The 24,165-nt window shown below is 65.6% G+C and carries 30 protein-coding genes; 1 reads left to right on the top strand and 29 read right to left on the bottom strand.

Annotated elements, in window-relative coordinates; translation table 11 throughout:
- Window positions 1-22: 22 nt before the first annotated feature.
- A complete protein-coding gene (tnpC, locus tag OVY48_RS10690; protein WP_313921664.1) occupies window positions 23-1,651 on the top strand; it encodes an IS66 family transposase in 1,629 nt (542 codons plus the stop codon).
- Window positions 1,652-1,734: 83 nt separating this feature from the next.
- Here the strand turns inward: tnpC and OVY48_RS10695 are convergent, their stop codons facing one another.
- The 29 genes from OVY48_RS10695 to OVY48_RS10835 all read right to left on the bottom strand — a co-directional run bounded on the left by OVY48_RS10695 (window position 1,735) and on the right by OVY48_RS10835 (window position 24,020).
- The gene (locus tag OVY48_RS10695) at window positions 1,735-3,024 is read right to left on the bottom strand and encodes a TrbI/VirB10 family protein (RefSeq protein WP_313922829.1); all 1,290 of its coding nucleotides are present in this window, start codon (window positions 3,022-3,024) and stop codon (window positions 1,735-1,737) included.
- Window positions 3,021-4,070: a P-type conjugative transfer protein TrbG gene (trbG, locus tag OVY48_RS10700; RefSeq protein WP_069612013.1), complete on the bottom strand. Its 1,050-nt coding sequence runs from the start codon at window positions 4,068-4,070 to the stop codon at window positions 3,021-3,023. The genes OVY48_RS10695 and trbG overlap by 4 nt, the downstream gene beginning before the upstream one ends.
- The gene (gene trbF, locus OVY48_RS10705; protein WP_069612014.1) at window positions 4,067-4,756 is read right to left on the bottom strand and encodes a conjugal transfer protein TrbF; all 690 of its coding nucleotides are present in this window, start codon (window positions 4,754-4,756) and stop codon (window positions 4,067-4,069) included. The genes trbG and trbF overlap by 4 nt, the downstream gene beginning before the upstream one ends.
- Window positions 4,757-6,124: a P-type conjugative transfer protein TrbL gene (trbL, locus tag OVY48_RS10710; protein ID WP_069612015.1), complete on the bottom strand. Its 1,368-nt coding sequence runs from the start codon at window positions 6,122-6,124 to the stop codon at window positions 4,757-4,759.
- 4 nt (window positions 6,125-6,128) lie between these two features.
- Window positions 6,129-6,485, bottom strand: a complete 357-nt coding sequence (trbK-alt, locus tag OVY48_RS10715; protein WP_069612016.1) for a putative entry exclusion protein TrbK-alt — start codon at window positions 6,483-6,485, stop codon at window positions 6,129-6,131.
- 11 nt (window positions 6,486-6,496) lie between these two features.
- A complete protein-coding gene (trbJ, locus tag OVY48_RS10720) occupies window positions 6,497-7,264 on the bottom strand; it encodes a P-type conjugative transfer protein TrbJ (protein WP_069612017.1) in 768 nt (255 codons plus the stop codon).
- On the bottom strand, window positions 7,261-9,729 hold the full coding sequence (gene trbE, locus OVY48_RS10725; RefSeq protein WP_069612018.1) for a conjugal transfer protein TrbE: 2,469 nt from the start codon (window positions 9,727-9,729) through the stop codon (window positions 7,261-7,263). The genes trbJ and trbE overlap by 4 nt, the downstream gene beginning before the upstream one ends.
- A gap of 12 nt (window positions 9,730-9,741) precedes the next feature.
- On the bottom strand, window positions 9,742-10,023 hold the full coding sequence (locus OVY48_RS10730; protein WP_151606891.1) for a VirB3 family type IV secretion system protein: 282 nt from the start codon (window positions 10,021-10,023) through the stop codon (window positions 9,742-9,744).
- Window positions 10,023-10,355 carry a TrbC/VirB2 family protein gene (locus tag OVY48_RS10735; protein WP_151606890.1) on the bottom strand — a complete coding sequence of 111 codons (333 nt, stop codon included), beginning with the start codon at window positions 10,353-10,355 and terminating at the stop codon, window positions 10,023-10,025. Before OVY48_RS10735 ends, OVY48_RS10730 begins: the two co-directional genes overlap by 1 nt.
- A complete protein-coding gene (gene trbB, locus OVY48_RS10740; RefSeq protein WP_151606888.1) occupies window positions 10,352-11,335 on the bottom strand; it encodes a P-type conjugative transfer ATPase TrbB in 984 nt (327 codons plus the stop codon). Before trbB ends, OVY48_RS10735 begins: the two co-directional genes overlap by 4 nt.
- Window positions 11,336-11,505: 170 nt before the next feature.
- Window positions 11,506-11,952: a ribbon-helix-helix protein, CopG family gene (locus OVY48_RS10745; RefSeq protein WP_151606886.1), complete on the bottom strand. Its 447-nt coding sequence runs from the start codon at window positions 11,950-11,952 to the stop codon at window positions 11,506-11,508.
- Window positions 11,953-11,961: 9 nt separating this feature from the next.
- Window positions 11,962-13,953, bottom strand: a complete 1,992-nt coding sequence (locus tag OVY48_RS10750; RefSeq protein ID WP_151606884.1) for a conjugal transfer protein TraG — start codon at window positions 13,951-13,953, stop codon at window positions 11,962-11,964.
- Window positions 13,954-13,985: 32 nt separating this feature from the next.
- Window positions 13,986-15,740 (bottom strand): relaxase/mobilization nuclease domain-containing protein, encoded by a 1,755-nt coding sequence (locus OVY48_RS10755; RefSeq protein ID WP_151606882.1) that lies wholly within the window; start codon window positions 15,738-15,740, stop codon window positions 13,986-13,988.
- A 247-nt stretch (window positions 15,741-15,987) separates the two neighbouring features.
- Window positions 15,988-16,764 (bottom strand): lytic transglycosylase domain-containing protein, encoded by a 777-nt coding sequence (locus OVY48_RS10760; RefSeq protein ID WP_151607416.1) that lies wholly within the window; start codon window positions 16,762-16,764, stop codon window positions 15,988-15,990.
- Between the two features lie 4 nt (window positions 16,765-16,768).
- On the bottom strand, window positions 16,769-17,104 hold the full coding sequence (locus OVY48_RS10765) for a DUF736 domain-containing protein (RefSeq protein ID WP_151606880.1): 336 nt from the start codon (window positions 17,102-17,104) through the stop codon (window positions 16,769-16,771).
- 47 nt (window positions 17,105-17,151) lie between these two features.
- On the bottom strand, window positions 17,152-17,697 hold the full coding sequence (locus OVY48_RS10770; RefSeq protein WP_151606878.1) for a S26 family signal peptidase: 546 nt from the start codon (window positions 17,695-17,697) through the stop codon (window positions 17,152-17,154).
- Window positions 17,694-18,212 (bottom strand): DUF2840 domain-containing protein, encoded by a 519-nt coding sequence (locus tag OVY48_RS10775; protein WP_151606876.1) that lies wholly within the window; start codon window positions 18,210-18,212, stop codon window positions 17,694-17,696. The genes OVY48_RS10770 and OVY48_RS10775 overlap by 4 nt, the downstream gene beginning before the upstream one ends.
- A complete protein-coding gene (locus OVY48_RS10780) occupies window positions 18,209-18,463 on the bottom strand; it encodes a hypothetical protein (RefSeq protein WP_151606874.1) in 255 nt (84 codons plus the stop codon). The genes OVY48_RS10775 and OVY48_RS10780 overlap by 4 nt, the downstream gene beginning before the upstream one ends.
- Window positions 18,460-19,098, bottom strand: coding sequence for a ParA family partition ATPase (parA, locus tag OVY48_RS10785; protein WP_151606872.1), 639 nt, complete (start codon window positions 19,096-19,098; stop codon window positions 18,460-18,462). Before parA ends, OVY48_RS10780 begins: the two co-directional genes overlap by 4 nt.
- Window positions 19,095-20,219: a replication initiator protein A gene (locus OVY48_RS10790; protein WP_151606870.1), complete on the bottom strand. Its 1,125-nt coding sequence runs from the start codon at window positions 20,217-20,219 to the stop codon at window positions 19,095-19,097. Before OVY48_RS10790 ends, parA begins: the two co-directional genes overlap by 4 nt.
- 19 nt (window positions 20,220-20,238) lie before the next feature.
- Window positions 20,239-20,520, bottom strand: coding sequence for a helix-turn-helix transcriptional regulator (locus OVY48_RS10795; RefSeq protein WP_151606869.1), 282 nt, complete (start codon window positions 20,518-20,520; stop codon window positions 20,239-20,241).
- 141 nt (window positions 20,521-20,661) lie between these two features.
- Window positions 20,662-21,204, bottom strand: coding sequence for a DUF2285 domain-containing protein (locus tag OVY48_RS10800; protein ID WP_232252423.1), 543 nt, complete (start codon window positions 21,202-21,204; stop codon window positions 20,662-20,664).
- The gene (locus tag OVY48_RS10805; protein WP_313924753.1) at window positions 21,131-21,457 is read right to left on the bottom strand and encodes a transcriptional regulator domain-containing protein; all 327 of its coding nucleotides are present in this window, start codon (window positions 21,455-21,457) and stop codon (window positions 21,131-21,133) included. The genes OVY48_RS10800 and OVY48_RS10805 overlap by 74 nt, the downstream gene beginning before the upstream one ends.
- 98 nt (window positions 21,458-21,555) lie before the next feature.
- Window positions 21,556-21,822, bottom strand: a complete 267-nt coding sequence (locus OVY48_RS10810; RefSeq protein WP_313922830.1) for a DNA -binding domain-containing protein — start codon at window positions 21,820-21,822, stop codon at window positions 21,556-21,558.
- 127 nt (window positions 21,823-21,949) lie between these two features.
- The gene (locus OVY48_RS10815; RefSeq protein ID WP_151606865.1) at window positions 21,950-22,195 is read right to left on the bottom strand and encodes a helix-turn-helix domain-containing protein; all 246 of its coding nucleotides are present in this window, start codon (window positions 22,193-22,195) and stop codon (window positions 21,950-21,952) included.
- Between the two features lie 185 nt (window positions 22,196-22,380).
- Complete coding sequence (locus OVY48_RS10820; protein ID WP_151606863.1) at window positions 22,381-22,704, bottom strand: DUF736 domain-containing protein; 324 nt, start codon at window positions 22,702-22,704, stop codon at window positions 22,381-22,383.
- A 256-nt stretch (window positions 22,705-22,960) separates the two neighbouring features.
- Complete coding sequence (locus OVY48_RS10825) at window positions 22,961-23,134, bottom strand: hypothetical protein (RefSeq protein ID WP_192798597.1); 174 nt, start codon at window positions 23,132-23,134, stop codon at window positions 22,961-22,963.
- Between the two features lie 134 nt (window positions 23,135-23,268).
- Complete coding sequence (locus OVY48_RS10830; protein ID WP_151606861.1) at window positions 23,269-23,712, bottom strand: hypothetical protein; 444 nt, start codon at window positions 23,710-23,712, stop codon at window positions 23,269-23,271.
- 140 nt (window positions 23,713-23,852) lie between these two features.
- A complete protein-coding gene (locus tag OVY48_RS10835) occupies window positions 23,853-24,020 on the bottom strand; it encodes a hypothetical protein (RefSeq protein ID WP_167713022.1) in 168 nt (55 codons plus the stop codon).
- Window positions 24,021-24,165: the final 145 nt, after the last annotated feature.

Raw genomic sequence — 24,165 nt, forward strand, 5'->3', positions numbered from 1 at the left:
CCGATTTCCTGTATAAAAAGCCATGCTCAACGCGGCATCCGATCTTCCCGAAGACCCGGCCCTTCTCAAGGCGCTGATCGCCCAGTTGCAGGCCCAGAACAAGAAGCTGACGACGACGCTGCGCGCCCATGACCTGGTCGTCCAGGCACTGCGTTTGCAGATCGCCAGGCTCAGGAAGCAGGCTTTCGGCAAATCCTCCGAGAAGATCGAACGCGAGATCGAGCAACTCGAGTTCGCTCTCGAAGACGTGCTTGTTTCGGTCGCGCAACAGGGCCTCGTGACAAGTGGCCTGGACGATTCCGAGGCGCAAGCGGCGGTCGCGTCTGCCGAGACCACCCCTGGGCCGCGTCCATCTCGGCGCCCACGCGTCTCGGCGGATACGCCGCGCCAACGCCACGAACTTGACCCCGGCAGCACCTGTCCGGAGTGCGGCGGCGAGCTGCGTCTCGTCGGCGAAGACGTGAGCGAGATCCTCGAGATGATCACGGCAAAGCTCCAGGTCATCGAAGTCGTCCGCCCGAAGAAGTCCTGCCGTTGCTGCGAGAAGATGGTCCAGGTGCCAGCCCCGAGCCGACCGATCCCCGGTAGCATGGCCGGAGGAAGTCTCCTGGCTTACGTGCTGATCTCGAAGTTTGACGACCATTTGCCGCTGTACCGGCAGAACGAGATCATCGCGCGCATGGGTGCCGACATCCCACGCAGCACGCTGGCCGATTGGTGTGGTCGCTCGATGCGGATCCTGCAGCCGGTGATCGACCGGATCGAGGCCTCGGTCCTGGGCAGCGACATCCTGCACGCCGACGATACACCGATCCGCGTGCTGGCTCCGGAACGACGCGCCAAGGGTATCGGCAAGGGTGTGATGCAAGGCCGGATCTGGGGCTATGTCTGTGATCAGCGGCCTTGGGCCGGCACCGCGCCGCCTGGCGTCCTCTACCGCTATGCGCCCAACTGGAAAGCCGAGCACGTGCTGGCGCACTTGGGCAGCGCAAGCGGTATTCTTCAAGCCGACGCCTACAAAGGCTATGCTAAGCTCTACGAACCCGTCGCGGATGGTGAGCCTCGCTTCCGGGAAGCGGCCTGCTTTGCGCATTGGCGACGCGATTTTCATGACATCTGGACGTCGCAAAAATCCGAGATCGCACACGAGGCGCTCGAGCGTATCGGGCAACTCTACGACATTGAGCGCAAGATCGCGGGCAAGCCTGCCGATATCCGCCAGGCAATACGCCAGGAGTTGAGCCGACCCAAGCTTGAGGCTCTGCATAGCTGGGCCGAGAAGCAACTCACCCGTATCTCGACCAAGGGAGACCTGGCGAAGGCCTTTCGCTACGCCCTGGGGCGCTGGCACGCCTTCAGCCTCTTTATCGACGATGGACGCGTCGCCATCGACAACAACGCTGCCGAGCGGGCTGTCCGGCCCATATGCCTGGGCAAGAAGAACTGGTTATTCGCCGGCTCCGAAACAGGCGCCGAAACCCTCGCCCGCGCCATGACGCTGATCGAAAGCGCCAAAATGAACGGTCTCGATCCACAAGCATACATCACCGACTTGCTCAATCGCATCCACGATCACAAGATCAACAGGATCGACGAGCTGTTACCCTGGAACTGGGTGCCGCTCACCATCCCGCTAGCACTGGCCGCCTGATGGCCGCCGTCACTTCCTTGCTCACCCTCGACTATGTCGCCAAGATACTCGACGAGAACGTGGAGTTGCTGGAAGCCATCGTTTCAAACGACGACAACCTCACCTACGGCGCCATCGTCAGCGTCCACACCGGTCTGGACGAGTCCATCACCGCGCTGACGGATCACGGCGTGGAAGAACTGACGGACATGCTTAGCCAAGCACGTCTCACGACCAAGGCCTGGCACCAATTCCTCGATGACTTTATCGACGATCCCGAGCTCGCCGCGCGCTTCAAGGCCCATAAGCCGCGGTAACAATCGGACGGTTACAGACGATCCTGCCTCGGCGCCAACGCTGAGGATAGTGGAGAGCGCGGCGGCCTTGAACAGTTCGCCCCAGTGATAGTCGACACCATCCTCAAGGCCGGCATAGCCCTCAGAATCGGCACCCGGCTGACGCTCGAGCACGATCGAGCGGCCGTTCGGCATGATGAGCCGGTTCCAGACAAGCAGCACGCGGCGCTGTCCAAACCCGACGCCGTTATCATACTGGCCGATCAATCGGGTGCCCTGCGGCACGAGCAGTATGCGGCCGGTTGGGCTGTCATAGACGTTCTCGGTCACCTGGGCGGTGATCTGGCCGGGCAGATCAGAGCGGATGCCGGTAATCAGCGCGGCCGAGATCACCGCGCCGCCCTGAAGGATGTTGGGCGATGCCGGCGCCATGACGCGGTCCGGGGAGACAGTCCGCCGATCGGCAGCAGCGTTAAGGAAAGCGAGTTGGCGATCCTGCGCGGTCGGCGTGGCCGGCTGCGGCGCAAGGCCGAGGCTTGTTAGATCGGGCAGAGGCAATTGGGCATTTGGGAGCGGTGTTCCGCTTGGTGACGTCGCTGTCGGCGTGGACGTTACTCTTGTCTCGGTCGAGGCGAACAGCCGCGCCGTCCGTGCCGCTTCCACCTCCTGAAGCCGGCGCTGTTCCTCGGCGCTGAGGCCGGGGGTGGGTGTCGACATGCCAGGAACCGGGACTGGTTGACCCCGATTCTGCGCGTCAAGGATGGGACGGCCGAGGTCGCCGGGCAGCGGAGGCCCCAGCACCGGCCCCGTATAATCACGCGGCAAGCCGGCAAGGCCATCGGCAGTCGCCCGATTGTCGGTCGAATATAGTTCCTCGTTCGGGTGGCCGCCGTCGCGGGTCTGGAGGGCGTAGATCAGTGCGCCGCCGATTCCGACGCTGGCGACGAGACCGAGGCCAGCCAGCACCTTCCTCGACAATCGCGTGACCCGCGGCGCCTCGGCGCGTAGCCGCATCGGTGGCGCCGGCTCACCGGCCAAGGGCTGCTCGACGTTCTCCGGTTCAGTCCCTTCCTCCTTCCGGGGATCGCTCTCGCTCACGATGCCGGCCTCCCGTCGGTGCGGGTGATGCGCACGCGCTTCTGGCGATCGCCCGCGCCGAAGCGCAGCTCGGCGGCGGCGAACAGGCGATCGACGATCATGTGGTTGCCGCGGACCCGGTAGTTCACGAGCTCGGAAGTATTGCCCTCCGGCCCGACGACGAAGAGCGGCGGCATCTCGCCCTGTCCGATGCCGCGCGGAAACTCGATGAAGACCTGGCGACCATCGTCGAAGGCGCGGAGCGGTCGCCACGGCGCGCGGTCGCCGTCGATCTCATAGCGAAAATTGACACGGGACAGGTCGATGCCGGTGGCGACGGGCTGGGCGGCCTGGGACTCAGTGTTCTGGCGGCGGAGCGCAATGAGCTGATCGTGGGGATATTGCCAGGAGACCGATGCCATATAGGTACGGTTGGTCGAGCGCAGCTCCATGTGGTAGGTGCGCAGATTGGTGTTGATGACCAGGTTGGTCATCAGCTCGGCGCGCGTGGGTTTCACCAGGATATGGATCTGTCGCGTCGCGCCCGATCCGCTTTCGGTGTCGCCGATGATCCAGCGCACGGTGTCACCGGCCGCCACCGGGCCGGAGCCGACAAGCTGCTCGCCGGGCTGGAGCGCGATGTCGGTGATCTGCCCGACGGCGGTGTAGACCTGATACAGCGCGCCTTGCGTAAACGGATAGACCTGCATCGAGTTGATGAAGCCGTTGCGAACCGGCTGCACGCGGGCGGCGGCGTTGGCCTGATTGACGCGCGCGGCCGGATCGCTCGCCTCCGGTGCGCTCCGCGTCGTCTCGACCGGCTTCAGCTGACCTGGGAGCGGCAGCGGCCGGGGCAGCTCGACCACGGTGACGGGCGCCGGTGGGTCGGCCGCCTGCACAGCGGGCGCTGCGTCGTCATAGCTGATCTCGGGTGGCTTCTGCGTGGTGGCGCAGCCGGCGAGCGCGGTCGTCGCGAGGAGAATGATCGGCAGCGCGGCTTTGCGCAAAACCGGCGATACGTATGTGTGTGAAGCCGGGTCTCCGGCTTTACGGAAAGACGACTTCATTGTCCCAGCTCCCGTGACCAGTTGATGGCGTTGACGTAGATTCCGAGCGGGTTCGCCCGGAGTTTTTCGGCGGTGCGCGGCGGCTGCACGACGATGGTGAGGATGGCGGTCCAGCGCGATGTCTCGGCGAGGGCGCCGTCCTGATAGCGGCGCTCGACCCAGGCGACTCGGAAACTCGTAGGGGACGCGCGGATGACCGACGAGACGTCGACCGAGATTTGCTGCTTGCCGACCTTGGTGAAGGGGTCGTTGGCGCGGGCATAATCGTTGAGCGCCATCGCGCCGGCGGAGGTGGTGAACTCGTAAGCCCGCAGCCAGTTCTGGCGCACGATGATGGCGTCTGCCGGGATCGAGCGGACCTGCTCGATGAAGCGCGCCAGATGCCAGGCCATTTGCGGATCGGTCGGCTGATAGTCGGCAGTGGCGGGCGCGATGGCCTGCGCCTGGCCGAGCCGATCGACTTGAACCACCCAGGGTACGATCGTCCCGCGCGCCGACTGCCAGACAAGCGCCGAAGCGAAGCCAGCGGAGAGGATCAGCGAGCCGAACGCCATCAGCCGCCAGTTCTTCGCCTGCACGCGCGCCGAGCCGATGCGTTCGTCCCAGATCTGGCCGGCACGCTGATAGGGCGTCTCGGGTTCGGGGGATTTGCCATAGTGGGTTGCTGGTCGTTTGAAGAGGCTCATTCAGCGGTCGCTTTCGGAAAGGTTGATGGAAGAGCCGCCGCCGTGGCTGTCGCCAGAGCGAACGGCATGCGCGGCGGCCTGGACGCCATGGGTGAGGTTCTGAGAGCGCTTCATGCGCTTGGCCCAGTCAGGCGGTCCCTGACGGGAGGCGCTCTGGCCGGTGGTGGCGCCGCTGGCGGCCTCGCTGTCGCCGCCAACCGTGCCTGCGGTCGATGTTCCGCCCGTGGCCTCGAAGGCGGACTGAGCGCCGGCCGAGAAGCTCGACTTCATGCTGTCGGCCGCGCGCGACGCGGCGCGTTTCAACGGCGAGGCGGCAGCGGACGCGCCCGCGCGGGCAACGCCGCCGAGACCGGAAGCAACGCCCGCCGCGCCGGACTGGCCGGTGGCGCCGAGGCTGTAGGCGGTGGATGCGCCGCCTGCGATCGCGGCTCCGCCGCGCGCCGCCGCGGCAGCACCGCCGATCGCTGCCGCGCCTCCGGAAGCGACGGCTCCCACTGTGGCGGCGCCGGCTGCGACCATGCCGCCAGCGGCGAGGCCGGTGCCCACGGCGGCGCCTGCGCCAAGCTGCGGGCCGCCGGAGACGAGGCCATTGGCGATGCCGGGCCCAAAGATGCCGAGACCGAGGAGGCTCAGCGCCGCGAGCACGATCGCCATGGCCTGATCGATCGTCGGTGTCGCGCCGCCAAAGCCTGCGGTGAATTCTGAAAACAGCGTCGAGCCGATGCCGATGATGACGGCCAGCACCAGCACTTTGATGCCGCTCGAGATCACATTGCCGAGGACACGTTCCGCCATAAAGGCGGATTTGCCGAACAGTCCGAAGGGGATCAGGACGAAGCCTGCCAGCGTTGTCAGCTTGAACTCGATCAGCGTGACGAAGAGCTGAATCGCGAGAATAAAGAAGGCGAGCAGCACCAGCGCCCAGGCCAGGAACATGCAGGCGATCTGGATGAAATTCTCGAAGAACGACCAGTAGCCCATGAGGCCAGAGATTGAATCAAGGAGCGGCCGGCCGGCGTCGAGCCCGGTCTGCGCCACCTTGCCGGGACGCAGCAGATCGGCGGTGGTGAAGCCCGTGCCGCTCGCCTTCAACCCGAGCCCGGCGAAGCTCTCGAAGACGATACGGGCGAGATTGTTCCAGTTGCTGATGATGTAGGCGAACACCCCGACGAACAGGGTCTTCTTGACCAGCCGCGCCATGATGTCGTCGTCCGCGCCCCAGCTCCAGAACAGGGCGGCGAGCGTCACGTCGATGACGATCAGCGTGGTCGCGATGAACGCGACTTCGCCGCTCAGCAGACCGAAGCCGGAATCGATGTAGCGGGTGAAGACCTCCAGGAAGTGGTCGATGACGCCAGTGCCGCCCATGATGCTATCTGGCCTCTTCGGGTTGGAGCGGAACTGCGGGCGCCGGGCTAGTCGTCGCCGCCGGGCGCGGCGACTGCGGCGCTTCGGGCAACCGCTCGGCGGGGCGAGCCCCGGGAGCCAGGAAGCGGCGACGGTTCTCGGCCCAGGCGCGCAGGCAGGAACGGTCACGCGGACCGGCCTCACCAATTCCAGCGCAGCGGATGAGTTCGGCCCGCAGCGGATCGACGCTCTCGGCGTCGGCTCGATCGACGCTCTGGTAGATCGGCGTGTCCTCTTTCCGGGTCATCTCGATCGCCGTGGCGGTGACGGCCGCGGCGATGAAGACGATGGCGCCGACACGGGCGAGCATCTTTCCGTCCATGCTCGCCTCCGTCAGTTGCCGTTCTGGAACATCCGGGCATTGCCGGGCTGATAGCCGGAGCCCGGGGTGAGGAAGCGACGGCGCTGTTCACGGCCCTGTTCGGCCGCCGCGGCTTGCTCGGCGGACTGAAGCGCCTGTGCCCGACCATTGGCCGCGACGACCGCTGTGAGATCCGTGAGCTGCTGGGCCTGAAGCGCGAGAAGCTGGTTGCCGGCCTGCGTCGCTTGGAGGGCGCCGGTCGCGCCCTGGCTCTGGCCGACCAACGCCGACATTTGCGTCCGGTTGTTATCGATGTTGCCGACGACGCCGGCCTGGACGCGCATGGAGTCCTGCAGGCCGCCGACCGTATTCTGCCAGCGCGTCCGGGCATCGGTGACGAGTTGCTGGTCCGAAGCGGACAGCGAGACATTGCCGTATTGCTGCTGGAAGGCCCGGTCGATCGACTGAACATCGAAGGCGATGTTCTGCGCCTGGTTGAGCAACTGCTGGGTCCGCTGAACGGACTGCTGAAGCTGCTGGAGCGACGAGAATGGCAGGCTCGCGAGATTGCGGGCCTGGTTGATCAGCATCGTCGCCTCGTTCTGAAGCGATGTGATCTGGTTGTTGATCTGCTGCAGAGCGCGGGTCGCTGTCAGAACGTTCTGCGCATAATTGGTCGGATCGTAGACGATCCATTGCGCCGCGGCCGGAGGTGCGAGCATCGGCGACAGCGCCAGCGGTGCCGCTAGGATGGATAGAGCGAGCCGGGCGGCGCGCGTGCGGGAGCGAAAACGGGTCATGACGATACCTCCTGGCTGGTGGGAATGACGGTCTGGGGGATGACATTGGTGAGGTCGGCGATGAGATCCGCCGCCCAGCCGAGCGAGCATTGGGCGAGCCATTCGTGCAGGAATCCGTCACGGCCCGACCGGGCGAACACCTCGGCGATCAGCGCCTGATGCTGTTTCGAGGACGCGGCGCAGAGCGCCAGCGCGACATCGGACAGGCCCAGCTCGAACAGCCGGTTACCGCGTCGCGACTGGCAGTAGTAGTCGCGCTTCGGCATGGCCCGCGCGAGGATCTCGATCTGGCGCTCGTTGAGACCGAAGCGGCGATAGATCGCGGTGATCTGCGGCTCGATCGCGCGTTCGTTCGGCAGCAGCAGACGGGTCTGGCAGCTTTCAATGATCGCCGGCGCGATGGTGGAATTGTCGATGTCTGACAGCGACTGCGTAGCGAAGATGACGCTGGCGTTCTTCTTGCGCAGCGTCTTCAGCCACTCGCGAAGCTGGCCGGCGAAACCCTCGTCGTCGAGCGCGAGCCAGCCTTCATCGACAATGAGCAGGGTCGGCCGGCCGTCAAGCCGGTCCTCGATGCGATGGAAAAGATAGGCCAGGACCGCAGGCGCGGCGCCGGTGCCGATCAAACCCTCGGTCTCGAAGGCTTGCACCGTTGCTTCACCCAGATGCTCGGCTTCGGCGTCGAGCAGCCGGCCATAGGGACCGCCGACGCAATAGGGCCGCAGCGCCTGTTTCAGATCGTTCGATTGCAGCAGGACAGCCAAGCCGGTGATGGTGCGTTCGTTGATCGGAGCGGAGGCCAGCGAGCTCAGCGCCGACCAGAGATGCTCCTTAACGTCGGGCGTAATCAGTACGCCCTCGCGCATCAGGATCGCGACGATCCAGTCCGCCGCCCAAGCGCGCTCTTGCACCTCGTGGATTCCGGCGAGCGGCTGAAGAGAGACGGAGGAATCCGATCCTTCGGTCAGGCCACCGCCGAGATCGTGCCAGTCGCCACGCATCGCCAGCGCCGCCGCGCGGATCGAGCCGCCGAAGTCGAAGGCGAAAACTTGGGCGTCCCGGTAGCGCCGAAATTGAAGCGCCATCAGGGCCAGCAGCACTGACTTGCCGGCGCCGGTCGGTCCGACGACGAGCGTGTGGCCGACGTCGCCGACATGAAGGGAAAACCGGAACGGGGTGCTTCCCTCGGTCTTGCCATAGAGCAAGGGGGGCGACCCGAAGTGCTCATCCCGTTCCGGCCCCGCCCACACCGCCGAGAGCGGGATCATGTGGGCGAGATTGAGCGTGGAAATTGGCGGTTGCCGGACATTGGCGTAGACGTGGCCCGGCAGAGAGCCGAGCCAGGCGTCCACGGCATTGATCGTCTCGGGCATTGCCGTGAAGTCGCGGCCCTGGACGATCTTCTCGACCAGCCGCAGCTTTTCGGCGGCGATCCGCGAATCCTCATCCCAGACCGTGACGGTCGCCGTCACATAGGCCTGGCCGGCGTAGTCGGCGCCGAGTTCCTGAAGGGCGAGGTCCGCATCCGCCGCCTTGTTGGCGGCGTCGGTGTCCACGAGGACGGAGGCCTCGTTGGTCATCACCTCCTTTAGGATGGCGGCGATCGACTTGCGCTTGGCGAACCATTGCCGCCGGATCTTCGTGAGCAGCTTGGTCGCATCGGTCTTGTCGAGCAGGATGGCGCGCGTCGACCAGCGATAGGGAAAGGCGAGCCGATTGAGATCGTCGAGCAATCCGGGCGTGGTCACTGTGGGAAAACCGATGATGGTGAGCACGCGCAGATGCGCCGTTCCCAGTATCGGCTCCAGCCCGCCGGTGAGCGTCTGGTCGGCGATCAGGGCATCGAGATACATCGGTGTCTCGGGAACGCGGACGCGGTGGCGTTTGGTCGAGACGCAGGAATGCAGGTAGGTCAGCGTCTCGCCGTCATTGAGCCAGACGCATTCCGGCATGAAGCCTTCGACGAGCTGCAGCACGCGATCGGTGCGGTCGATGAAGCCGCGCACGATCTCATGGACGTCGACGCCCGATTGCTCGCGGCCCTCGTAGAGCCAGGCCTCGGAACGCGCTGCATCTTCGGCGGGCGGCAGATAGAGGAAGGTCAGGAAGTAGCTGGACTCGAAATGCGTGCCCGCTTCCTCGAAATCGGCCTTCCTCTCGGCATCCAGCAGACCGGACGCTGAATCCGGAAACATGCTTGAGGGATAGGTCGCGGCGGCATGGCGCTGCGCCTCGACGAAGATCGACCAGCCGGAGCCGAGACGCCGGAAGGCGTTGTTGAGCCGGCCGGCGACGGCGACTAGTTCGGCCGGCACGGCGGAATCCATGTCCGGGCCACGGAATCGGGCCGAGCGCTGCAGCGAGCCGTCCTTGTTGAGAACGACGCCTTCGCCAACCAGGGCGACCCAGGGCAGGAAGTCGGCGAGCCGAGTGTTGCGATTGCGATATTCGGCAAGATTCAACATTGATGCGCCTCCTCAGACCGCCAAGTGGCCGGGGATGCGCAGATGGCGGCGCACCACGTCGACGAATTGGGGATCGCGCTTGGCCGCCCAGACGGCGGCGAAGTGGCCAATGGCCCAAAGGCCAAGGCCGACCAGCCAGAGGCGAAGGCCGAGCCCGAGCGCCGCGGCCAGCGTGCCGTTGAGGATGGCGATCGAGCGCGGGGCGCCGCCGAGCAGGATGTGCTCGGTCAGCGCCCGGTGGACGGGCACACTGAAGCCCGGCACCTCGCCGGCGTAATCGGCCGGACCCGCCATCAGACGAGCGCTCCGCCGCCGAACGAGAAGAACGACAGGAAGAACGAGCTGGCCGCGAACGCGATCGACAGGCCGAAGACGATCTGGATCAGCCGGCGGAAGCCGCCCGACGTGTCACCGAAGGCGAGCGTCAGGCCGGTGACGATGATGATGATCACGGCGATGATCTTGGCGACCGGACCTTCGATCGACTGGAGGATCTGCTGGAGCGGCTGCTCCCACGGCATGGACGAGCCCGACGCGTGGGCGGCGGGCGCCAGAGCGATCGACAGGAAGGTGACACACGCCGCCATCGCGATGTGACGGCGTATGCGGAGCGAATGACGGATCATGCTGGATCTCCTGATGGTTTGGATGCTGCTTGGGTGATGGCATAGTCGCCGGTCGGGCCGAGCCCATCGACGCGGGCAAGTTCGGCAAGGCGACGCTGGGCGCCGCGGCCGGAAAGCACGGCGACGATATCGATGGTCTCGGCGATCAGCGCGCGCGGGACGGTGACCACGGCTTCCTGGATGAGTTGCTCGAGGCGGCGCACTGCGCCGATCGCCGTGCCGGCGTGTATGGTGCCAATGCCGCCCGGGTGGCCGGTGCCCCAAGCTTTCAAAAGGTCGAGGGCTTCAGCGCCGCGGACCTCGCCAATCGGGATCCGGTCTGGACGGAGCCGCAGGCTGGAGCGCACCAGATCTGAGAGCGAGACGACGCCGTCCTTGGTGCGCAGCGCAACGAGATTGGGCGCGGCGCATTGCAGCTCGCGCGTATCCTCGATCAGGACGACGCGATCGTCCGTCTTGGCGACCTCGGCCAGCAGCGCGTTGGTGAGTGTCGTCTTGCCGGTCGAGGTGCCGCCGGCGACGAGGATGTTTTGCCGAGACGCCACGGCATCGCGCAGCGCCTCGGCTTGGGGACCCGTCATGATCCCGGCGGCGACGTAATCATCGAGGGTGAAGACAGCGACGGCGGGCTTGCGGATCGCGAAGGCGGGCGATGAGACGATAGGGGGCAGCAGACCTTCGAACCGCTCTCCTGTTTCGGGGAGCTCGGCGGAGACGCGGGGGCTGCCGGGATGGACCTCCGCGCCGACATGGTGCGCGACCAAGCGCACGATCCGCTCGCCATCGGCGGCGGAGAGGCGCTCACCCGTATCGGAAAGCCCTTCGGAAAGGCGGTCGATCCAGAGCCGTCCGTCGGGGTTGAGCATCACCTCGACGATCGCGGGATCTTCCAGGAACCGGGCGATGGCGGGGCCAAGGGCGGTGCGCAACATGCGCGCACCCCGCATGATCGCTTCGGATTTCTGGTGTGCTGCCGCCACGTCGTCCCCGTTCTTTCGCGGGCGCGCACGACGCGCGGCCCTGGATCGGGGATGATTAAAAGAGCCAGAAGTCAGGCCGGTTCAACAAGATTAGATCGTCGTAGTAGCCTAGCGTGCAAATACAGGAGAACGGCGGAATCGGTTCCGACTTGATCGACGACAAGCGGACACTATCGGTCCTCTGGCGGCGAGTCGTCGTCATCGCCGCGGACCCTTCCGGCAACATCGTCCGGGATTTCCCGGAGGAAGCTTTGACCCTTCTGAAGCCTTTTGCCGAGCGTCTCGATGAAGCCTTCGAAGCGCTCGCGACCCTTGATCTGAGCCGCGGCCTGCGCGTCGCCCGGCAATGGCGGCGTGATCGTCAGCCAGAAGCGGACGAAGAGCGCCAGCGTTTCGGCCGTGACGCCAAGATCGCGCTCGAGGCGTTGCGCCTGGCGCGAGAGTCGGTCCATCCGGCGGGTGAAGGCGGCTTCGCGTCGATCGGCGGCGTCGGGCGAAAGGAATGACGCCACGGCCGCCTCGACGATGGCCGATCGCGGGATCTTCTTGCGTTCCGACAGCTCGTTGATCCGGGTGATCATCTCGACGGGCAAGGTGAGGTTCAGGCGGTCCCGCATCGCCGCCTCCTAGAGATCCATGCCGTCATTGGGATCGAGCGAGACCTGACGCGCCACGCCGGTCATCTGCCGGCGCAGCGCCTGACGCTGGCGGGCGACATCTTCGGGCTCCTCGTCGAGCATGATCGCGAACTCCTCCGCCGGTTTCTGGTCAGTCGTCTCCTTGACGATGGCGACATGGTCCGGAAGCTCGGGTTCGCGGCGCAGGCCGCTATTGGCCTGGTCGCCCTGCGCCTTCTCCATCTCGGCCAGCAGCGCCGTGTTCGGCTTCTGTGGGACAAGCGTCGACCAGCCGTCAGCGCGGGATGTGCGCCCGGACCTCTGCGGATCGGGCGGGGACAGCACGCGTTCCTTGAACCGGGCATCCTCGTAGTAGCGTGCCTTCTTGGCCCGGATCGGCGCGGTGCCGGCGACCATGACGATCTCGTCTGCGGGCGGGAGCTGCATCACCTCGCCGGGGGTGAGCAGCGGGCGGGCAGTTTCCGAGCGTGAGACCATGAGGTGGCCGAGCCAGGGCGAAAGCCGGTGCCCGGCATAGTTTCTCATCGCCTTCATCTCGGTCGCGGTGCCGAGCGCATCGGAGACGCGCTTCGCGGTCCGTTCGTCGTTGGTCGCGAAGCTGACCCGGACATGGCAGTTGTCGAGGATCGAGTTGTTCGCCCCGTAAGCCTTCTCGATCTGGTTCAGCGACTGCGCGATCAGAAAGCTCTTGATGCCGTAGCCCGCCATGAAGGCCAGCGCGGACTCGAAGAAGTCGAGGCGGCCAAGCGCCGGAAACTCGTCGAGCATCATCAGCACGCGATGCTTGCGTTCCTTGGCGTGCATGTCCTCGGTCAGGCGCCGACCGATCTGGTTCAACACGAGGCGGATGAGCGGCTTGGTCCGCGAGATGTCGGATGGCGGCACCACGAGGTAGAGCGTCGCCGGCCGCGGATCAGCGATCAGATCAGCGATGCGCCAGTCGCAGCGCCGCGTCACCTGAGCGACCACGGGATCGCGATAGAGGCCGAGAAACGACATGGCGGTCGAGAGCACGCCGGAGCGCTCGTTGTCGGATTTGTTCAACAGCTCGCGCGCCGTGGACGCGACCACGGGATGCGGCCCGGCTTCGCCGAGGTGCGGCGTTGTCATCATCGCCTTTAGCGTGGTTTCGATCGGCCGCTTTGGATCCGAGAGGAAGCCTGCGACGCCGGCGAGCGTCTTGTCCGCCTCGGCGTAGAGGACATGCAGGATCGCGCCGACCAGCAGCGAGTGGCTGGTCTTCTCCCAGTGATTGCGCTTGTCGAGCGAACCTTCCGGATCGACCAGCACGTCGGCGACGTTCTGGACGTCACGGACTTCCCAATCGCCGCGGCGCACCTCGAGCAGCGGATTGTAGGCGGCGGATTTCGGGTTGGTCGGATCGAACAACATCACGCGGCCATGCTTAGCCCGGAAGCCGGCGGTGAGCTGCCAGTTCTCGCCCTTGATGTCGTGGACGATGACCGAGCCCGGCCAGGTCAGCAACGACGGCACGACCAGGCCGACACCCTTGCCGGAGCGCGTCGGCGCGAAGCACAGCACATGCTCCGGCCCGTCATGGCGCAGATAGTCGCGGTCCAGCTTGCCCAGCACTACGCCATCCGGGCCAAGCAGCCCGGCCGCCTTCACCTCTCCCTTCTCGGCCCAGCGCGCCGAGCCATAGGTCTCGGCATTCTTCGCTTCCCGCGCGCGCCAGACGGACATGCCGATGGCGACCGCGATCGAGACGAACCCGCCCGACGCTGCGATGAAGGCGCCCTTGGTGAAAATCTCCGGCGCATAGGCGTCGTAGGAGAACCACCAGGCGAAGAAGGCAGGGGGGAAGTAGACCGGCATTCCTAGTAGCTTGAACCACGGCGCTCCAAGCTGCGCCTGAAAGCCAAGCTGCCAGGCGACATACTGCGTCGCCGACCAGGTCGTGATCAGCACGATCAGGAAGACGATGGTGATCTGGCCCCAGAGGATTTTGGTCGCGGACATCAGCGTTGCTCCTTTCTTCTTCTTGCTGGTGGCTAAAGGCCGAGGTCGCGCTTGCGCCCCAGGCTCCACTCGATGCCACCGCCATCGCGGGCGACGCCTGCGATGTGCTGGCCGAGTTTGCGTTCGATCTCGCGCGACCAGGGCACGAGCTGGAAGCCGAGCCCATTGTCGATCATGGCGAAGCGGCCCGAGGAGAGCGTCAGGCGCTGGCGATAGATCCCCGAGACATGCTCGCCGGCCGCGGCCTTGACATGCAGCATCCCAGTCTCGGCCGACAGCTTCTCGCCAACGGCGTCCAGTTCGCGCCGGCGCAGCGTGTTGAGGAGATCGCGCTGGAGGATAATGCGCTGACCCTGGCGGCGGCCGAGTCCTTCGTCAGCGAGATGTTCGGCGCGGGCCTGCATGGCGTCGCGCGCCGCGCGGCCGAACCCACCCATGGAGAGCGGCATCTGTTCGCGCTCGACCAGACGATGGTCTAGCCAGGTGGCGCCCGGCGCGGTGACCTGGGTGCGAAGATCGAGATCGGAACGGGTGGCGAGCACCAGCGTCGGTCGCTGGTCCTCCGACCCACCGAAGCGCCGAACCTCGACGATGCCACCGGCAGGCGGCGCGTGCTCGAAGGCTTCGATGCCGCGAAAGCGAACATGGTGGGCGCGGCCGTCGGTGCCGTCGATCACGGCATAGGCTTCGCCGGTCAGTTCGTCGTGGAGGCCCTTGTCGACCAGTCGGCCGATGATCGGCGAGCCAGGTTCGCCCTCGATGACATAGTCGGCGACGCCGCGATCCTGGCCGCGCTCGGTGAAGGCGCGGTGCATGGTCTTGATGATGTCGCCGCGGATGCCGATGTCGCGAAGATGGCGTTCGGCTTCCAGCCCCACCAACCATTCTCCGGGACCGGCCGACGTGGCGAGCCCCATCTTCTCCAGATGCTGGAGGCGGCCGATCATCAGCCGTCGGGTCTCGGGATCGGCGGGGCCGCGTGCCTCAGGACGCAGGTCGATGGCGCCGACATCGTCGGCGTGGCCGTGGATCTCGACATCGAGTCGCGTCCAGCGTTCCGCGGTGACTTCCTTCTCCAGGGCGTTGCGGATTTCGTGCTCGGGCTTGGGGCCAAGCTCGATCGACACCAGATCCTCGGCGCGCGAGCGAAGGCCCCGGCTGATGTAGTCGCGCGAGATCACGAGATCGGCGCCGGCCTCATCCACGCCGCGCACGAGCAGATGGACGTGCGGATTGTCGGTATTCCAGTGATCGACGGCGACCCAGTCGAGCCGCGTCCCCAGATCGGCTTCCATCTGCTGTGCGAGGTCGCGCGTGAAGGCCTTGAGGTCGGTCATCTCGGCGTCCTCCGGCGAGACGATGAAGCGGAAATGATGCCGGTCGTCCTTGCAGCGGTCGGCAAAGGCGAGGTCGTCGGTGCGATCGGAGCCGGCGTCGAACATGACGCCCTTTTCTCCGTCCCGGCCGACACCCTCGCGCTTGAGGTAGGAGAGATGGGCTGACAGCGGCGCCGAGCGGAAGGACCGGCCCTGGTGGCGCACGACGCGCGCCTTGACGACGACGCGGCGGGACGATGAGAACAGGCGGCTGCGGCTGAAACTGCCGCGTCCCCGGCCGAAGGTCGAGCGGCCATAGCCGGACGCGCGTCTACCTGACGTCGGGGCGCCGGTATGCCCCGCCTTCTTCGCGGCCCGGAGCACCTGGTTGAGGAAGCTCTTCGCCTTGGGTGCGCGCGTGGTTTTGATGCGGCCAGGCCGGACCCGAAAATCGCTGTCGCCCTCGCTCATGCTGAAGCTCCGGACAGCGGCAATTCAGGGCCGTGCATACGGAGGCCTTGAAATACTTCACAAAAACCGGGCTTCATGCCCGCGACCGACCGCCATGCACGCCAAAACGCAAGCCTCCTCAGAGGCTTACAGCGTTTCGGGCATGCGCTTTTATCTCGCCGTCTGTTGGTCGTGTTTCCCTGCCAGCTCCATCCTCCCGCCCAACCTGACCGGAAGCCCGCTACACCGCGCCAGAGTGCGAATGCCATCATTGCGGCTGTCCCACACGATTGCGGGCGACGAACAGGCCGCCCGACTGCGGGACGATGGCGGAGACATCGCGCGTGATCGTCACTGTCTGCGCAACGTCCCGAGCACCGTCGCGCTGCACAGGATCGGCCGCCGCTGTGCGCTCCGGCTGCGCGATGAACAGTGGTGCGCGCGTCCAGGCTTGCGGATCGGCGGCGGCAACGATGGTCGCCGGAGCGGTCAGGTCACCGCCGCCGAAGATAGGGAGGAGCGCGGCCATATAGGCGCGTGTCTCCGCCGGTAAGGGACGGCCGGCGAGATACTCCTCATATCGGCCGGGTCCCGCATTGTAGGCGGCAAGAAAGCCGGGAGAGCCATACCGGTCGTGCATTTCACGCAGGTACGCCGCGCCCGCCAGCATGTTGTCGCGCGGATTGAAGGGGTCCGTGCCGAGCGAATGACGGACGCGCAGCTCCGCCCAGGTCGCCGGCATAATCTGCATCAGGCCCATCGCGCCCTTCGGCGAAATAGCGCGAAGGTCATTTGCGCTTTCGACACGCATGACCGCCCGGATCCAGGCCGCTGGAATGCCGAACCGTTGTGCGGCTTCCGTGATGTAGGCTGCATAGGGATCGGCCGGGCGTGGACGTTCCACCGGCGCGCTCTGCGCCAGCGTCACGGCCGTTGGCACGGGGACGAGAGACAGGCCGGTAAGGAGAAGGAGACCCGCGTGCCGGGCGGCGCGATGACGCCCGGCAGCAGTGACATTGAAGCTAAATGGGACCGGCCAGCGCATCGGCTCAATCCCGCTCGGCACGCTTGGGCGGGCGGTTCCAGTGCAACCCCCAGACGGTCTTGTCGTCGCCCGACTGGAACAGATTGGCGCGGATCGGCTGCGTGAAGACGGGATCGTCGAGCTGCAAAGAGACATAGTCGCCGGCACGTTCGCCAGTGCGTTTCCAGCCGGCGCCGACCTCTGGGCCGTCCTCGTCGCGAAGATGGATGCGATAGTCGGGCGCGTTCTCGGCGTCGGACAGCTCAGCCGGAACGACCGTCAGCTCGATGTCGAGAGAGAGGGTGCGGATACGGCCGGAATAGCCCGACTTCGTGCGGGTGAATTCTCCGATCTGGGGCATGGGACGGCTCCTTTGCGATGCGGTGGAGGACGGGATGGACGCGCGCGTCACCGCGTTGGCGCGCGCCATTCGAAGCGGCCTTTGCCGTCTTCATCGGTGTAGAGAGGCGTCGCCCGACCGAGGATCATGTCGGTCGAGACGGGACCGAAGTAGCGGCCGTCGAGGCTGTCGCGGACCTGCCAGTTCATCAGGAAAATCTCGCCAACTCCGAGCAGCCGGCAGCCTTGCCAACTCGGCAAGGGGCGGCCCGATCGATCGCGCTCGAGCGCCTCGGCCATGTCCACGCCGTTGACCGAAACCATGCGGCCTGTGCGACAGACGCGCTGCCCGGCAACGCCGGCGACGCGCTTCATCAGCGGCACACCGCGCGGCAGGTAACCGCGATCGGCCAGGAAGGTCGCGAGCGGTTCGGGCGCATCGACGGCGACAAGGTCGGTGACTTCCGGAAGATGATCGGGATCGATCGTGTAAAGGCCAATTGGCACGCTCGCGGACGCGTTCCAGATGAGTTTGAGCGGCAGCGGGAGGACGGCTGCGATGACGAGCCCCATCGCCGCGAAATACGTCGCCATGACATAGCCGAAGCGGCTCATGGCTCGGCCCTCCTGCGCAGAAGGAAGGCGCGATGCTGCTCGGCGCTGTAGGCGCGCGGCTCTTCGCCAGCGGTCAGGCGGTTGTGGACGTGGCGCCAGTGATCAGACGATACATCTGCCGGATCGACACCGATCGACTCGATCGCGTCGACCGCCTGCAGCACCCGCTCGACCTTGGGCCAACCTTCAATCTTCAGCAGGATGTCGCCACCGGGCCGCACGAAGGGCAGCGTCTGGAACGGCTCGCCGGTCCCGACAGCGCGCAAGATGTCGATGCGCGAGATGATCGTGCCGAACTCGTTCGACGCCCAGCGGACGAAGGCGAAAGTGCTGTTTGGCGCAAAGCCTATGACACGGCGGCGGCGATCGAGGATCTGCTCGTGGATGTCGCAGCCGAACCGGATCCAGTTCTCGATCTTCTTCTCGATCCAGGTCAGCTCGACCAGTGTTGTGGACAGCGGCGGGCTGGCCGGCGCAGCGCTGCTGCGCACGCGGGGGGCCGCGATGCCGGTCATGACGGGTCTCCCGCGATGGTGGGGAATTCACGCGCGAGCAGCTCGCGCAGCATGTCGGCGACGGTGACGCCGCGCTGGAAGGCGGCGATCTTGATGCGCCCGCGCAGATCCGATGTGATGTCGATAGTCAGTCGAGCGCTATAACCGCCATCGGCCGAGGCGCGTGTGGAGGGCGCGTCGGAGGCCTTAATCCAGCTTTCGGGGTCGGCGGGACGCGCGGCGAAACTGCGCTTCGGGGATCGCTCGCTCATGGCGCGATCCTCCCGACCTCGGCGCAGAGCGCGGCGATTTCACGGGCGGCGGGGCTGTCCTCATCCACTTCGGAAACGAGGCGGCCAGATTGCGCGGCGTCCGCGAAGGCAACGCGCTGGCCGACGGTGGCGGCGAGCACCGGCGGGTCGTGATCGGCCAGGGTATCAGCCGTCGCGCGGGCGATGACGGTGCGCGCGCCACAGCGGTTCAGCACGAAGCGGGCGATGAGTTGCGGGCGATAGATGCGCGCCTCGCTGAGCAGCGATAACATCTCGGCCGAGGCCCAGCCGTCGAACGGCGACGGCTGCACCGGGATCAGCACCAGGTCGGCGGCGAGCAGCGCCGAGCGCATCAGCCCGGCGACACGCGGCGGACCGTCGATGACGATGTGATCGGCGTCGCGCGCCAGCTCCGGGGCCTCGCGATGCAGTGTGTCGCGCGCTAGACCGACGACGCCGAAGAGCCTCGGAAGCGCTTCGCGAGCGCGCTGCTGCGACCAGTCCAGCGCGGAGCCTTGTGGATCGGCGTCGATCAGCGTGACGCGCTTCCCCTTGGCGACCCATTCGCCGGCGAGATGCAGGGCCAGCGTCGTCTTGCCGACGCCGCCCTTTTGATTGAGGAGCGCGACGATCATTCCGACTCTCCCGATGCTGGATCGAGAGGGAGTCGCGGCGTGCTAGAAGTATCGGTGCGCGTGCCTTTCGACAGCGTCCCGGATGTCTTTTCGGGACGGTCGGCGATGTTTTCCACATCGGGCGCGTGTCTTCTAAAGTTAGATTCTTGGTTAGACTCTAAGTTAAGGGCGAGATTTCGGTTTTGTTTTCCGGGATTTAACCCCTGTTTGGGTTCCTGATAGCACGAGCGTGTGGTTCCCGATGGCACGATAGTCCGGGTTCCCGATAGCACGAGGCCGTCCACAGCTTGTCCACAGGGCGCTGACGGTTCGAAGGCGAGCAGCACTCGGCCGCCGAGCTCGACCTCGATGAACAGCGTATAGCCGGGCAGCGGCTGGCGGCGGATGATGTCGCGCAGCTCGAAGGCAAAGCGTTTGAAAGGGGAGAGGCTTCCGGATTTTTGATAGAGATGGCGGAAGTCGAAACGCCAGCCGGCGCGCTGTCGACCGCCGTGTTTGCGCACCAGACGGTAGAGCCAGCGGTCGAGGCCGCCGGTGAGATCGAAATAGGCCCGATCGATGGTGAGCACGAGCGCATCATCGAGGACGGCGCGGTAGAACCAGTCGGGCACGATCAGCTCGATACCGGCCGGCTTGCCAAAGCGGTCAGTTCGTTCCTGCCATTCGTTGATCCAGGAGAACCGATGCCGGCGACCTTCGGCCGGCTGGCGGATCGACGTGGCGACGGTCGTCGACTGGAGCCGGTCAAGGGCGGCCTTCAGCCGCTGGTAGTCACGCAGGCTGACGCCGCGGCCGATGAAGTTCAAAATCTCGTAGGGCGTCGCCGCCATCAGGCGCGACGTGAGCAAACCGGCGTCGCGCGCCTCGACGATCTGACTTGCCGCCCAGATCAGGATGTCGGCGTCCCAGATGGTGGCCATGCCATGATCGGCCACTGCCTCGACGCGGATCGACACGTCGCCGGCGACGAAGTCGATCGGCGCCGTGCGATGGGATTTGGAGAGGGAGAAGAACGGATAGGCCATGAGATCCTGCGCGTCGCGCGGCGCGAAGTCGCCGGGGAGCGCGTGGAACAGATCGAGCTGTCCGCGCTCCGAGATTGGGCGATGTCGCGCCGTCATTGAAAGGAAGCCCGAGCGGTCAGCGCGCGAAACGGCTGGCGTGCGCGGACGGCGCGGTCTCTTGGCGTTTAGCGGGCAGCACAGCGCCGCGCGGATCGGAGGTCGAGGTGACCGCGCCGCGTTCGGTCCAGGCCTGCAGATCATCGACCGCGTAGACGACACGGCCGCCGAGCTTGCGATAGGAGGGGCCGGTCCCGTAAGTGCGGTGCTTCTCCAAAGTGCGGGCAGACAAGCCCAGGAAGTGCGCGGCTTCCTTGGTGCGTAGAAAGCGCGGCGGCAATGCGCTGAGATTGGGTGTCATGATCGGGCCTCCGTGGTGTCCGTGGGGGCCGCTGGCGTTAAGCGGCTGACGAAGGCCACGATGGCGAAGGGAAACCGGCGAGTTGCAGCGGGATTTTGGGAGGTACTAAATCCCCACACCAAGGAGACGCGTGCGATCCGACTAGGATCGGCGGCGATGACGAAGCAGTTTGCGATAGCCGCCCGAGATCATGGCGCGGGCATCCCCGAGGAGGCCCGCGACGGCGTGGCGGGCGGAAGCGGCTTGCCATTCGTCACGGGTGAGTTTGCCGACGCGGAGGATGACCTCGGCGATCTCCTGCTGGGTCGCTCCGGCGCCATATCCGTCAATTGCTTGCAGCATGCGCCGCGCGCGGGCCAGTTGCTGACGCGTGAGGCGCGTGTCGGGTGGAATGGCGCGGCCGTGAAGGGAGGCCAGCAGCCGAGCAACGGCTTCCATGCGGTCGAACCCCTCCATGCCAAGTGGGATCACCGCTACGAGCGGCTGCTCGGCCGATCCGTCGCCGGGAAGCGCCAGATGCAGTCGCTGGCCGTTTCTCAGATCGTGCAGGAAGTGAAGGCTGTGTTCGGTCGGCAGGTCCGCAGACCGTCTCGGTGGCGAGAGGAGCGTGCTATCCGCAGCGATGGACGCCGGCGCCGGCGTCAGTATCACCGATCCCGTATCTTCCTCCGGAAGCCAGAACACTTGCGCCTCGGTGGACTTCAGAGCAGGGGCGACAAGGAAATCGTAACCCCCAGCGTCGGCCGGCTCCCTTGGTCACGGACGGTGAATCTCTCGACGCGCTGCTGAGTTCGGCGTAGTCGCGTTGATAATCCTCGTTTCGCCGCAGCCATTCCCAGCCGACGTCTGGAGCGGCGAGATGGTCGACGTACTCGTACTCTGATGACGATCGCCACCGGGATGCGTCGGATGACATCGAAATCCTCCTAGCTCGCATTATTCGTGCGTTTTGAGGCGGATACGATTCCCAGTTGAGCAACAAGAAGGAAGTCCTTGAGCCGGCAACAGGTGTTGCCGCTGCGGCATCACCACCGCTCAGTGACGGTAACCTTCGCGCACAAGCTCGCGGTAGCCGTGTGTGGTCATCCAACGAGCGCGAGCGAGATGGGTGTCATGGACATGTTGGGCGCGCTCGGGGTCGTATTTGGGATCGAGGCCGAAGAGAATCTCGACCGCCTCGCGCCAGTCGGCACCGTCCGTGGCTGCGTCGAGCAGGCGGAGGTAGAGCTTCATGTGCTCACGATCATAGGGCGTGAGCACCGCGCTGTCCGGCGGCTCGTCTAAAAAGTCTGTCTTGATCACAACCGTCCTCTGGAATCATTCTTATCCATTCCGGAGCTATTTGTTAACCGTATGCTGGTCCCACTGCGGCAGAATCCGTGCCGTTGAAAGCAACGGTCCGACCAAAGCGTGCTGCTCCAATGAAGCGCTATCGCTTGTCGATTTTCCCACGGACAACCATCACCCCTTCGCCCTGGTCGGTGGTCAGGAGGAGGATGCCATGGCCTTCAAGCGCCCGCCGGACCTGATCGCGCGTAGTTTCATACACCTCAAGGCCGCTCGCGGATTCGAGGCGTTTCAGAGCGGTCAGCGATACCTGGGCCTTGTCAGCGAGCGTCTCCTGGCTCCATCCGAGTAACGCGCGTGCGGCCCGCGATTGTCGGGAGGTGATCATGCATGATCACCTCCCACCAACACAAACCAACACGCCAGAACTACGACTATAATAGTCGTTCTTGGCGCGATCTTCTAGCTGGAAGTGCCTCTGCACGCTCTCTCCGAGCGATAAAGGCTGCAACTGATTCGGTCGCCGCAAAAACCAAAGGCCCCAGCCTTCCGGCTGGGGCCTTTGCGCGGACCTCAGTCCCCGCGCCGCCCGTTGGGGCGGGACCAGATCAGGGAGAAGCTTTCCTCCTCATCGTCGAAGAGGTTGGCGTAGATCGGAGCGTTGAAGCTCGGATCATCGAGCTTGAGGCCCAGATAGTCGCGGCCCTCGTTGGAGCGCTTGGACCAGGCGGCGCCGATCTCGGCGCGGCCGACCAGGACCCGGTGGCTGGGGGCGTTCTCGCCGGTGGCGCGCTGGTCGGGGACGATGCGCACGTTCTTGGCCTGGACGCTGAGGGTGACGATTTCGCCGGTAAACTCGTTCGAGCCGGTCTTCTTGAAGGTGCCGATGGTCGCCATTGTAAATCTCCGTTTTCCGTTCCCGAGCCCGCACCATTGCGGCCTCGATGGCGATCGGTTGGCCGGAGGCGATCGACGGCGCACCCCGAAGGGGCCTGACAGCAAAGGAGGGCTTTCTTGCTTCGCGAGGAATGACGGCGCAGCCGGCAGGGGATGAAAGTTCGACGCCGCTGTTGCGTCATAGGCGATCGAGGCGAAGCCGGCCTTCGGCCAGATCAGGCCATTGAAGAGGCCGTTTGGAGCGGTTGAGGCACGGTCAGACAACGGAGAAATGGCGGCCATCCCGCACCGGCAGACCGGCGTCGCGGCAATGCTCACCGGCTTCGTTTCCTCCCGGCAGGGCATTGGCGCTGGACCCCGACCCTCCACCGCCAAATGGCAGATCGCCGCGCCGGATCGTCGGTGTGCCGCCGAGACATGGTCCTGCCATGGCAGTCGCTCCAACGAGGGCCGTTCCCGGGGCCTAGCGTCTATCCGCACCCCATGCCTCAATCCCAACGGCCTAGACGACGTGGGCGGTCGTCGCCCATCGCTGGTCTCGCCTCGCAACGGCGATACCGACAATCAGGCTCGCGCGAGGTCCTGGCCAGACGGGCCCGGGGCCGCCGCCATTCCAGCGACCCGCACGAAGGCGGTGATACCAACCGCGATCGCACCAATGACGGAGAAGGTAATCTGCCATCCCTCGGAAGGCATGAGGTGCTTCACAATACCATGTGTGGCGTGGAATCCGGCGATCGCCGCCGGCGCGACGAAGGCGATGGCCACGACCAGTTTCAGCCACATCGGCCGGACGAAGGTGATCAGCAAGTGACCGACCATCAGCGTGATGGCGGCTGCGACAGCGCCGACGAGGACCGCGCCAGGAATGCCGGCGCCGGTGCCGTGGGCCCAGGCCCCTGCGGTCACGCCGACGAACGCCGGCAGTGCGAAGACGGCCAGCGTAAACAGCAGCCAGCAAAGCAGGCCGATAGCTGCGAGGGATGCGAGTATTGCGAGAAAGATCATGGTGGTGGCCTCCGTGAGAAAAAGTCTGACGGTTGCGCCTCCACCACCACCACGGCGCGACCAAACTATAGCTGAAAATCGGCTGCGCCGGGAGCGGAAATCGCGTGAGACTTCCGCGCGGCGGCGCCCGTTCGCCCCGGTTATGGGGCGAAGGGATCAATCTCATGGACGATCGCGGCGATGTCGCCGTCGTATTCGCTGGCAGGCGTGACCGACAGCGTGCCGTCGCCGGCCTGGAAGATGATGATGGCGGCCATCAGGGTGGTGGCGAGGCTGAAGGCGAAGGCGTGCGCGTCGTTGAGGGACATCGATCCGGCTCCTGTTTGAGCGGAGGACCATCCCCCGCTGACAGGCGCCCGAAGTGTCGGACTGAACGCTGCAATCACCGCGCAGGCGCAGCCGAAGCGGCGGCATGCTTGCATAGCCGACCCTTTACGGGTTGATGGCGTCAGG

Source organism: Sphingobium sp. SA2, assembly GCF_032227065.1.
Taxonomy (GTDB): domain Bacteria; phylum Pseudomonadota; class Alphaproteobacteria; order Sphingomonadales; family Sphingomonadaceae; genus Sphingobium.

Coding starts and splice junctions, on each gene's coding strand:
- tnpC (WP_313921664.1), top strand. CDS start 23: ATGCTCAACGCGGCATCCGATCTTCCCGAAGACCCGGCCCTTCTCAAG.
- trbG (WP_069612013.1), bottom strand. CDS start 4,070: ATGAAGTCGTCTTTCCGTAAAGCCGGAGACCCGGCTTCACACACATAC.
- trbF (WP_069612014.1), bottom strand. CDS start 4,756: ATGAGCCTCTTCAAACGACCAGCAACCCACTATGGCAAATCCCCCGAA.
- trbL (WP_069612015.1), bottom strand. CDS start 6,124: ATGGGCGGCACTGGCGTCATCGACCACTTCCTGGAGGTCTTCACCCGC.
- trbK-alt (WP_069612016.1), bottom strand. CDS start 6,485: ATGGACGGAAAGATGCTCGCCCGTGTCGGCGCCATCGTCTTCATCGCC.
- trbJ (WP_069612017.1), bottom strand. CDS start 7,264: ATGACCCGTTTTCGCTCCCGCACGCGCGCCGCCCGGCTCGCTCTATCC.
- trbE (WP_069612018.1), bottom strand. CDS start 9,729: ATGTTGAATCTTGCCGAATATCGCAATCGCAACACTCGGCTCGCCGAC.
- OVY48_RS10730 (WP_151606891.1), bottom strand. CDS start 10,023: ATGGCGGGTCCGGCCGATTACGCCGGCGAGGTGCCGGGCTTCAGTGTG.
- OVY48_RS10735 (WP_151606890.1), bottom strand. CDS start 10,355: ATGATCCGTCATTCGCTCCGCATACGCCGTCACATCGCGATGGCGGCG.
- OVY48_RS10745 (WP_151606886.1), bottom strand. CDS start 11,952: ATGCGGGACCGCCTGAACCTCACCTTGCCCGTCGAGATGATCACCCGG.
- OVY48_RS10750 (WP_151606884.1), bottom strand. CDS start 13,953: ATGTCCGCGACCAAAATCCTCTGGGGCCAGATCACCATCGTCTTCCTG.
- OVY48_RS10755 (WP_151606882.1), bottom strand. CDS start 15,740: ATGAGCGAGGGCGACAGCGATTTTCGGGTCCGGCCTGGCCGCATCAAA.
- OVY48_RS10760 (WP_151607416.1), bottom strand. CDS start 16,764: ATGCGCTGGCCGGTCCCATTTAGCTTCAATGTCACTGCTGCCGGGCGT.
- OVY48_RS10765 (WP_151606880.1), bottom strand. CDS start 17,104: ATGCCCCAGATCGGAGAATTCACCCGCACGAAGTCGGGCTATTCCGGC.
- OVY48_RS10770 (WP_151606878.1), bottom strand. CDS start 17,697: ATGAGCCGCTTCGGCTATGTCATGGCGACGTATTTCGCGGCGATGGGG.
- OVY48_RS10775 (WP_151606876.1), bottom strand. CDS start 18,212: ATGACCGGCATCGCGGCCCCCCGCGTGCGCAGCAGCGCTGCGCCGGCC.
- OVY48_RS10780 (WP_151606874.1), bottom strand. CDS start 18,463: ATGAGCGAGCGATCCCCGAAGCGCAGTTTCGCCGCGCGTCCCGCCGAC.
- parA (WP_151606872.1), bottom strand. CDS start 19,098: ATGATCGTCGCGCTCCTCAATCAAAAGGGCGGCGTCGGCAAGACGACG.
- OVY48_RS10790 (WP_151606870.1), bottom strand. CDS start 20,219: ATGACGGCGCGACATCGCCCAATCTCGGAGCGCGGACAGCTCGATCTG.
- OVY48_RS10795 (WP_151606869.1), bottom strand. CDS start 20,520: ATGACACCCAATCTCAGCGCATTGCCGCCGCGCTTTCTACGCACCAAG.
- OVY48_RS10805 (WP_313924753.1), bottom strand. CDS start 21,457: ATGCGAGCTAGGAGGATTTCGATGTCATCCGACGCATCCCGGTGGCGA.
- OVY48_RS10815 (WP_151606865.1), bottom strand. CDS start 22,195: ATGATCACCTCCCGACAATCGCGGGCCGCACGCGCGTTACTCGGATGG.
- OVY48_RS10820 (WP_151606863.1), bottom strand. CDS start 22,704: ATGGCGACCATCGGCACCTTCAAGAAGACCGGCTCGAACGAGTTTACC.
- OVY48_RS10825 (WP_192798597.1), bottom strand. CDS start 23,134: ATGGCAGGACCATGTCTCGGCGGCACACCGACGATCCGGCGCGGCGAT.
- OVY48_RS10830 (WP_151606861.1), bottom strand. CDS start 23,712: ATGATCTTTCTCGCAATACTCGCATCCCTCGCAGCTATCGGCCTGCTT.
- OVY48_RS10835 (WP_167713022.1), bottom strand. CDS start 24,020: ATGTCCCTCAACGACGCGCACGCCTTCGCCTTCAGCCTCGCCACCACC.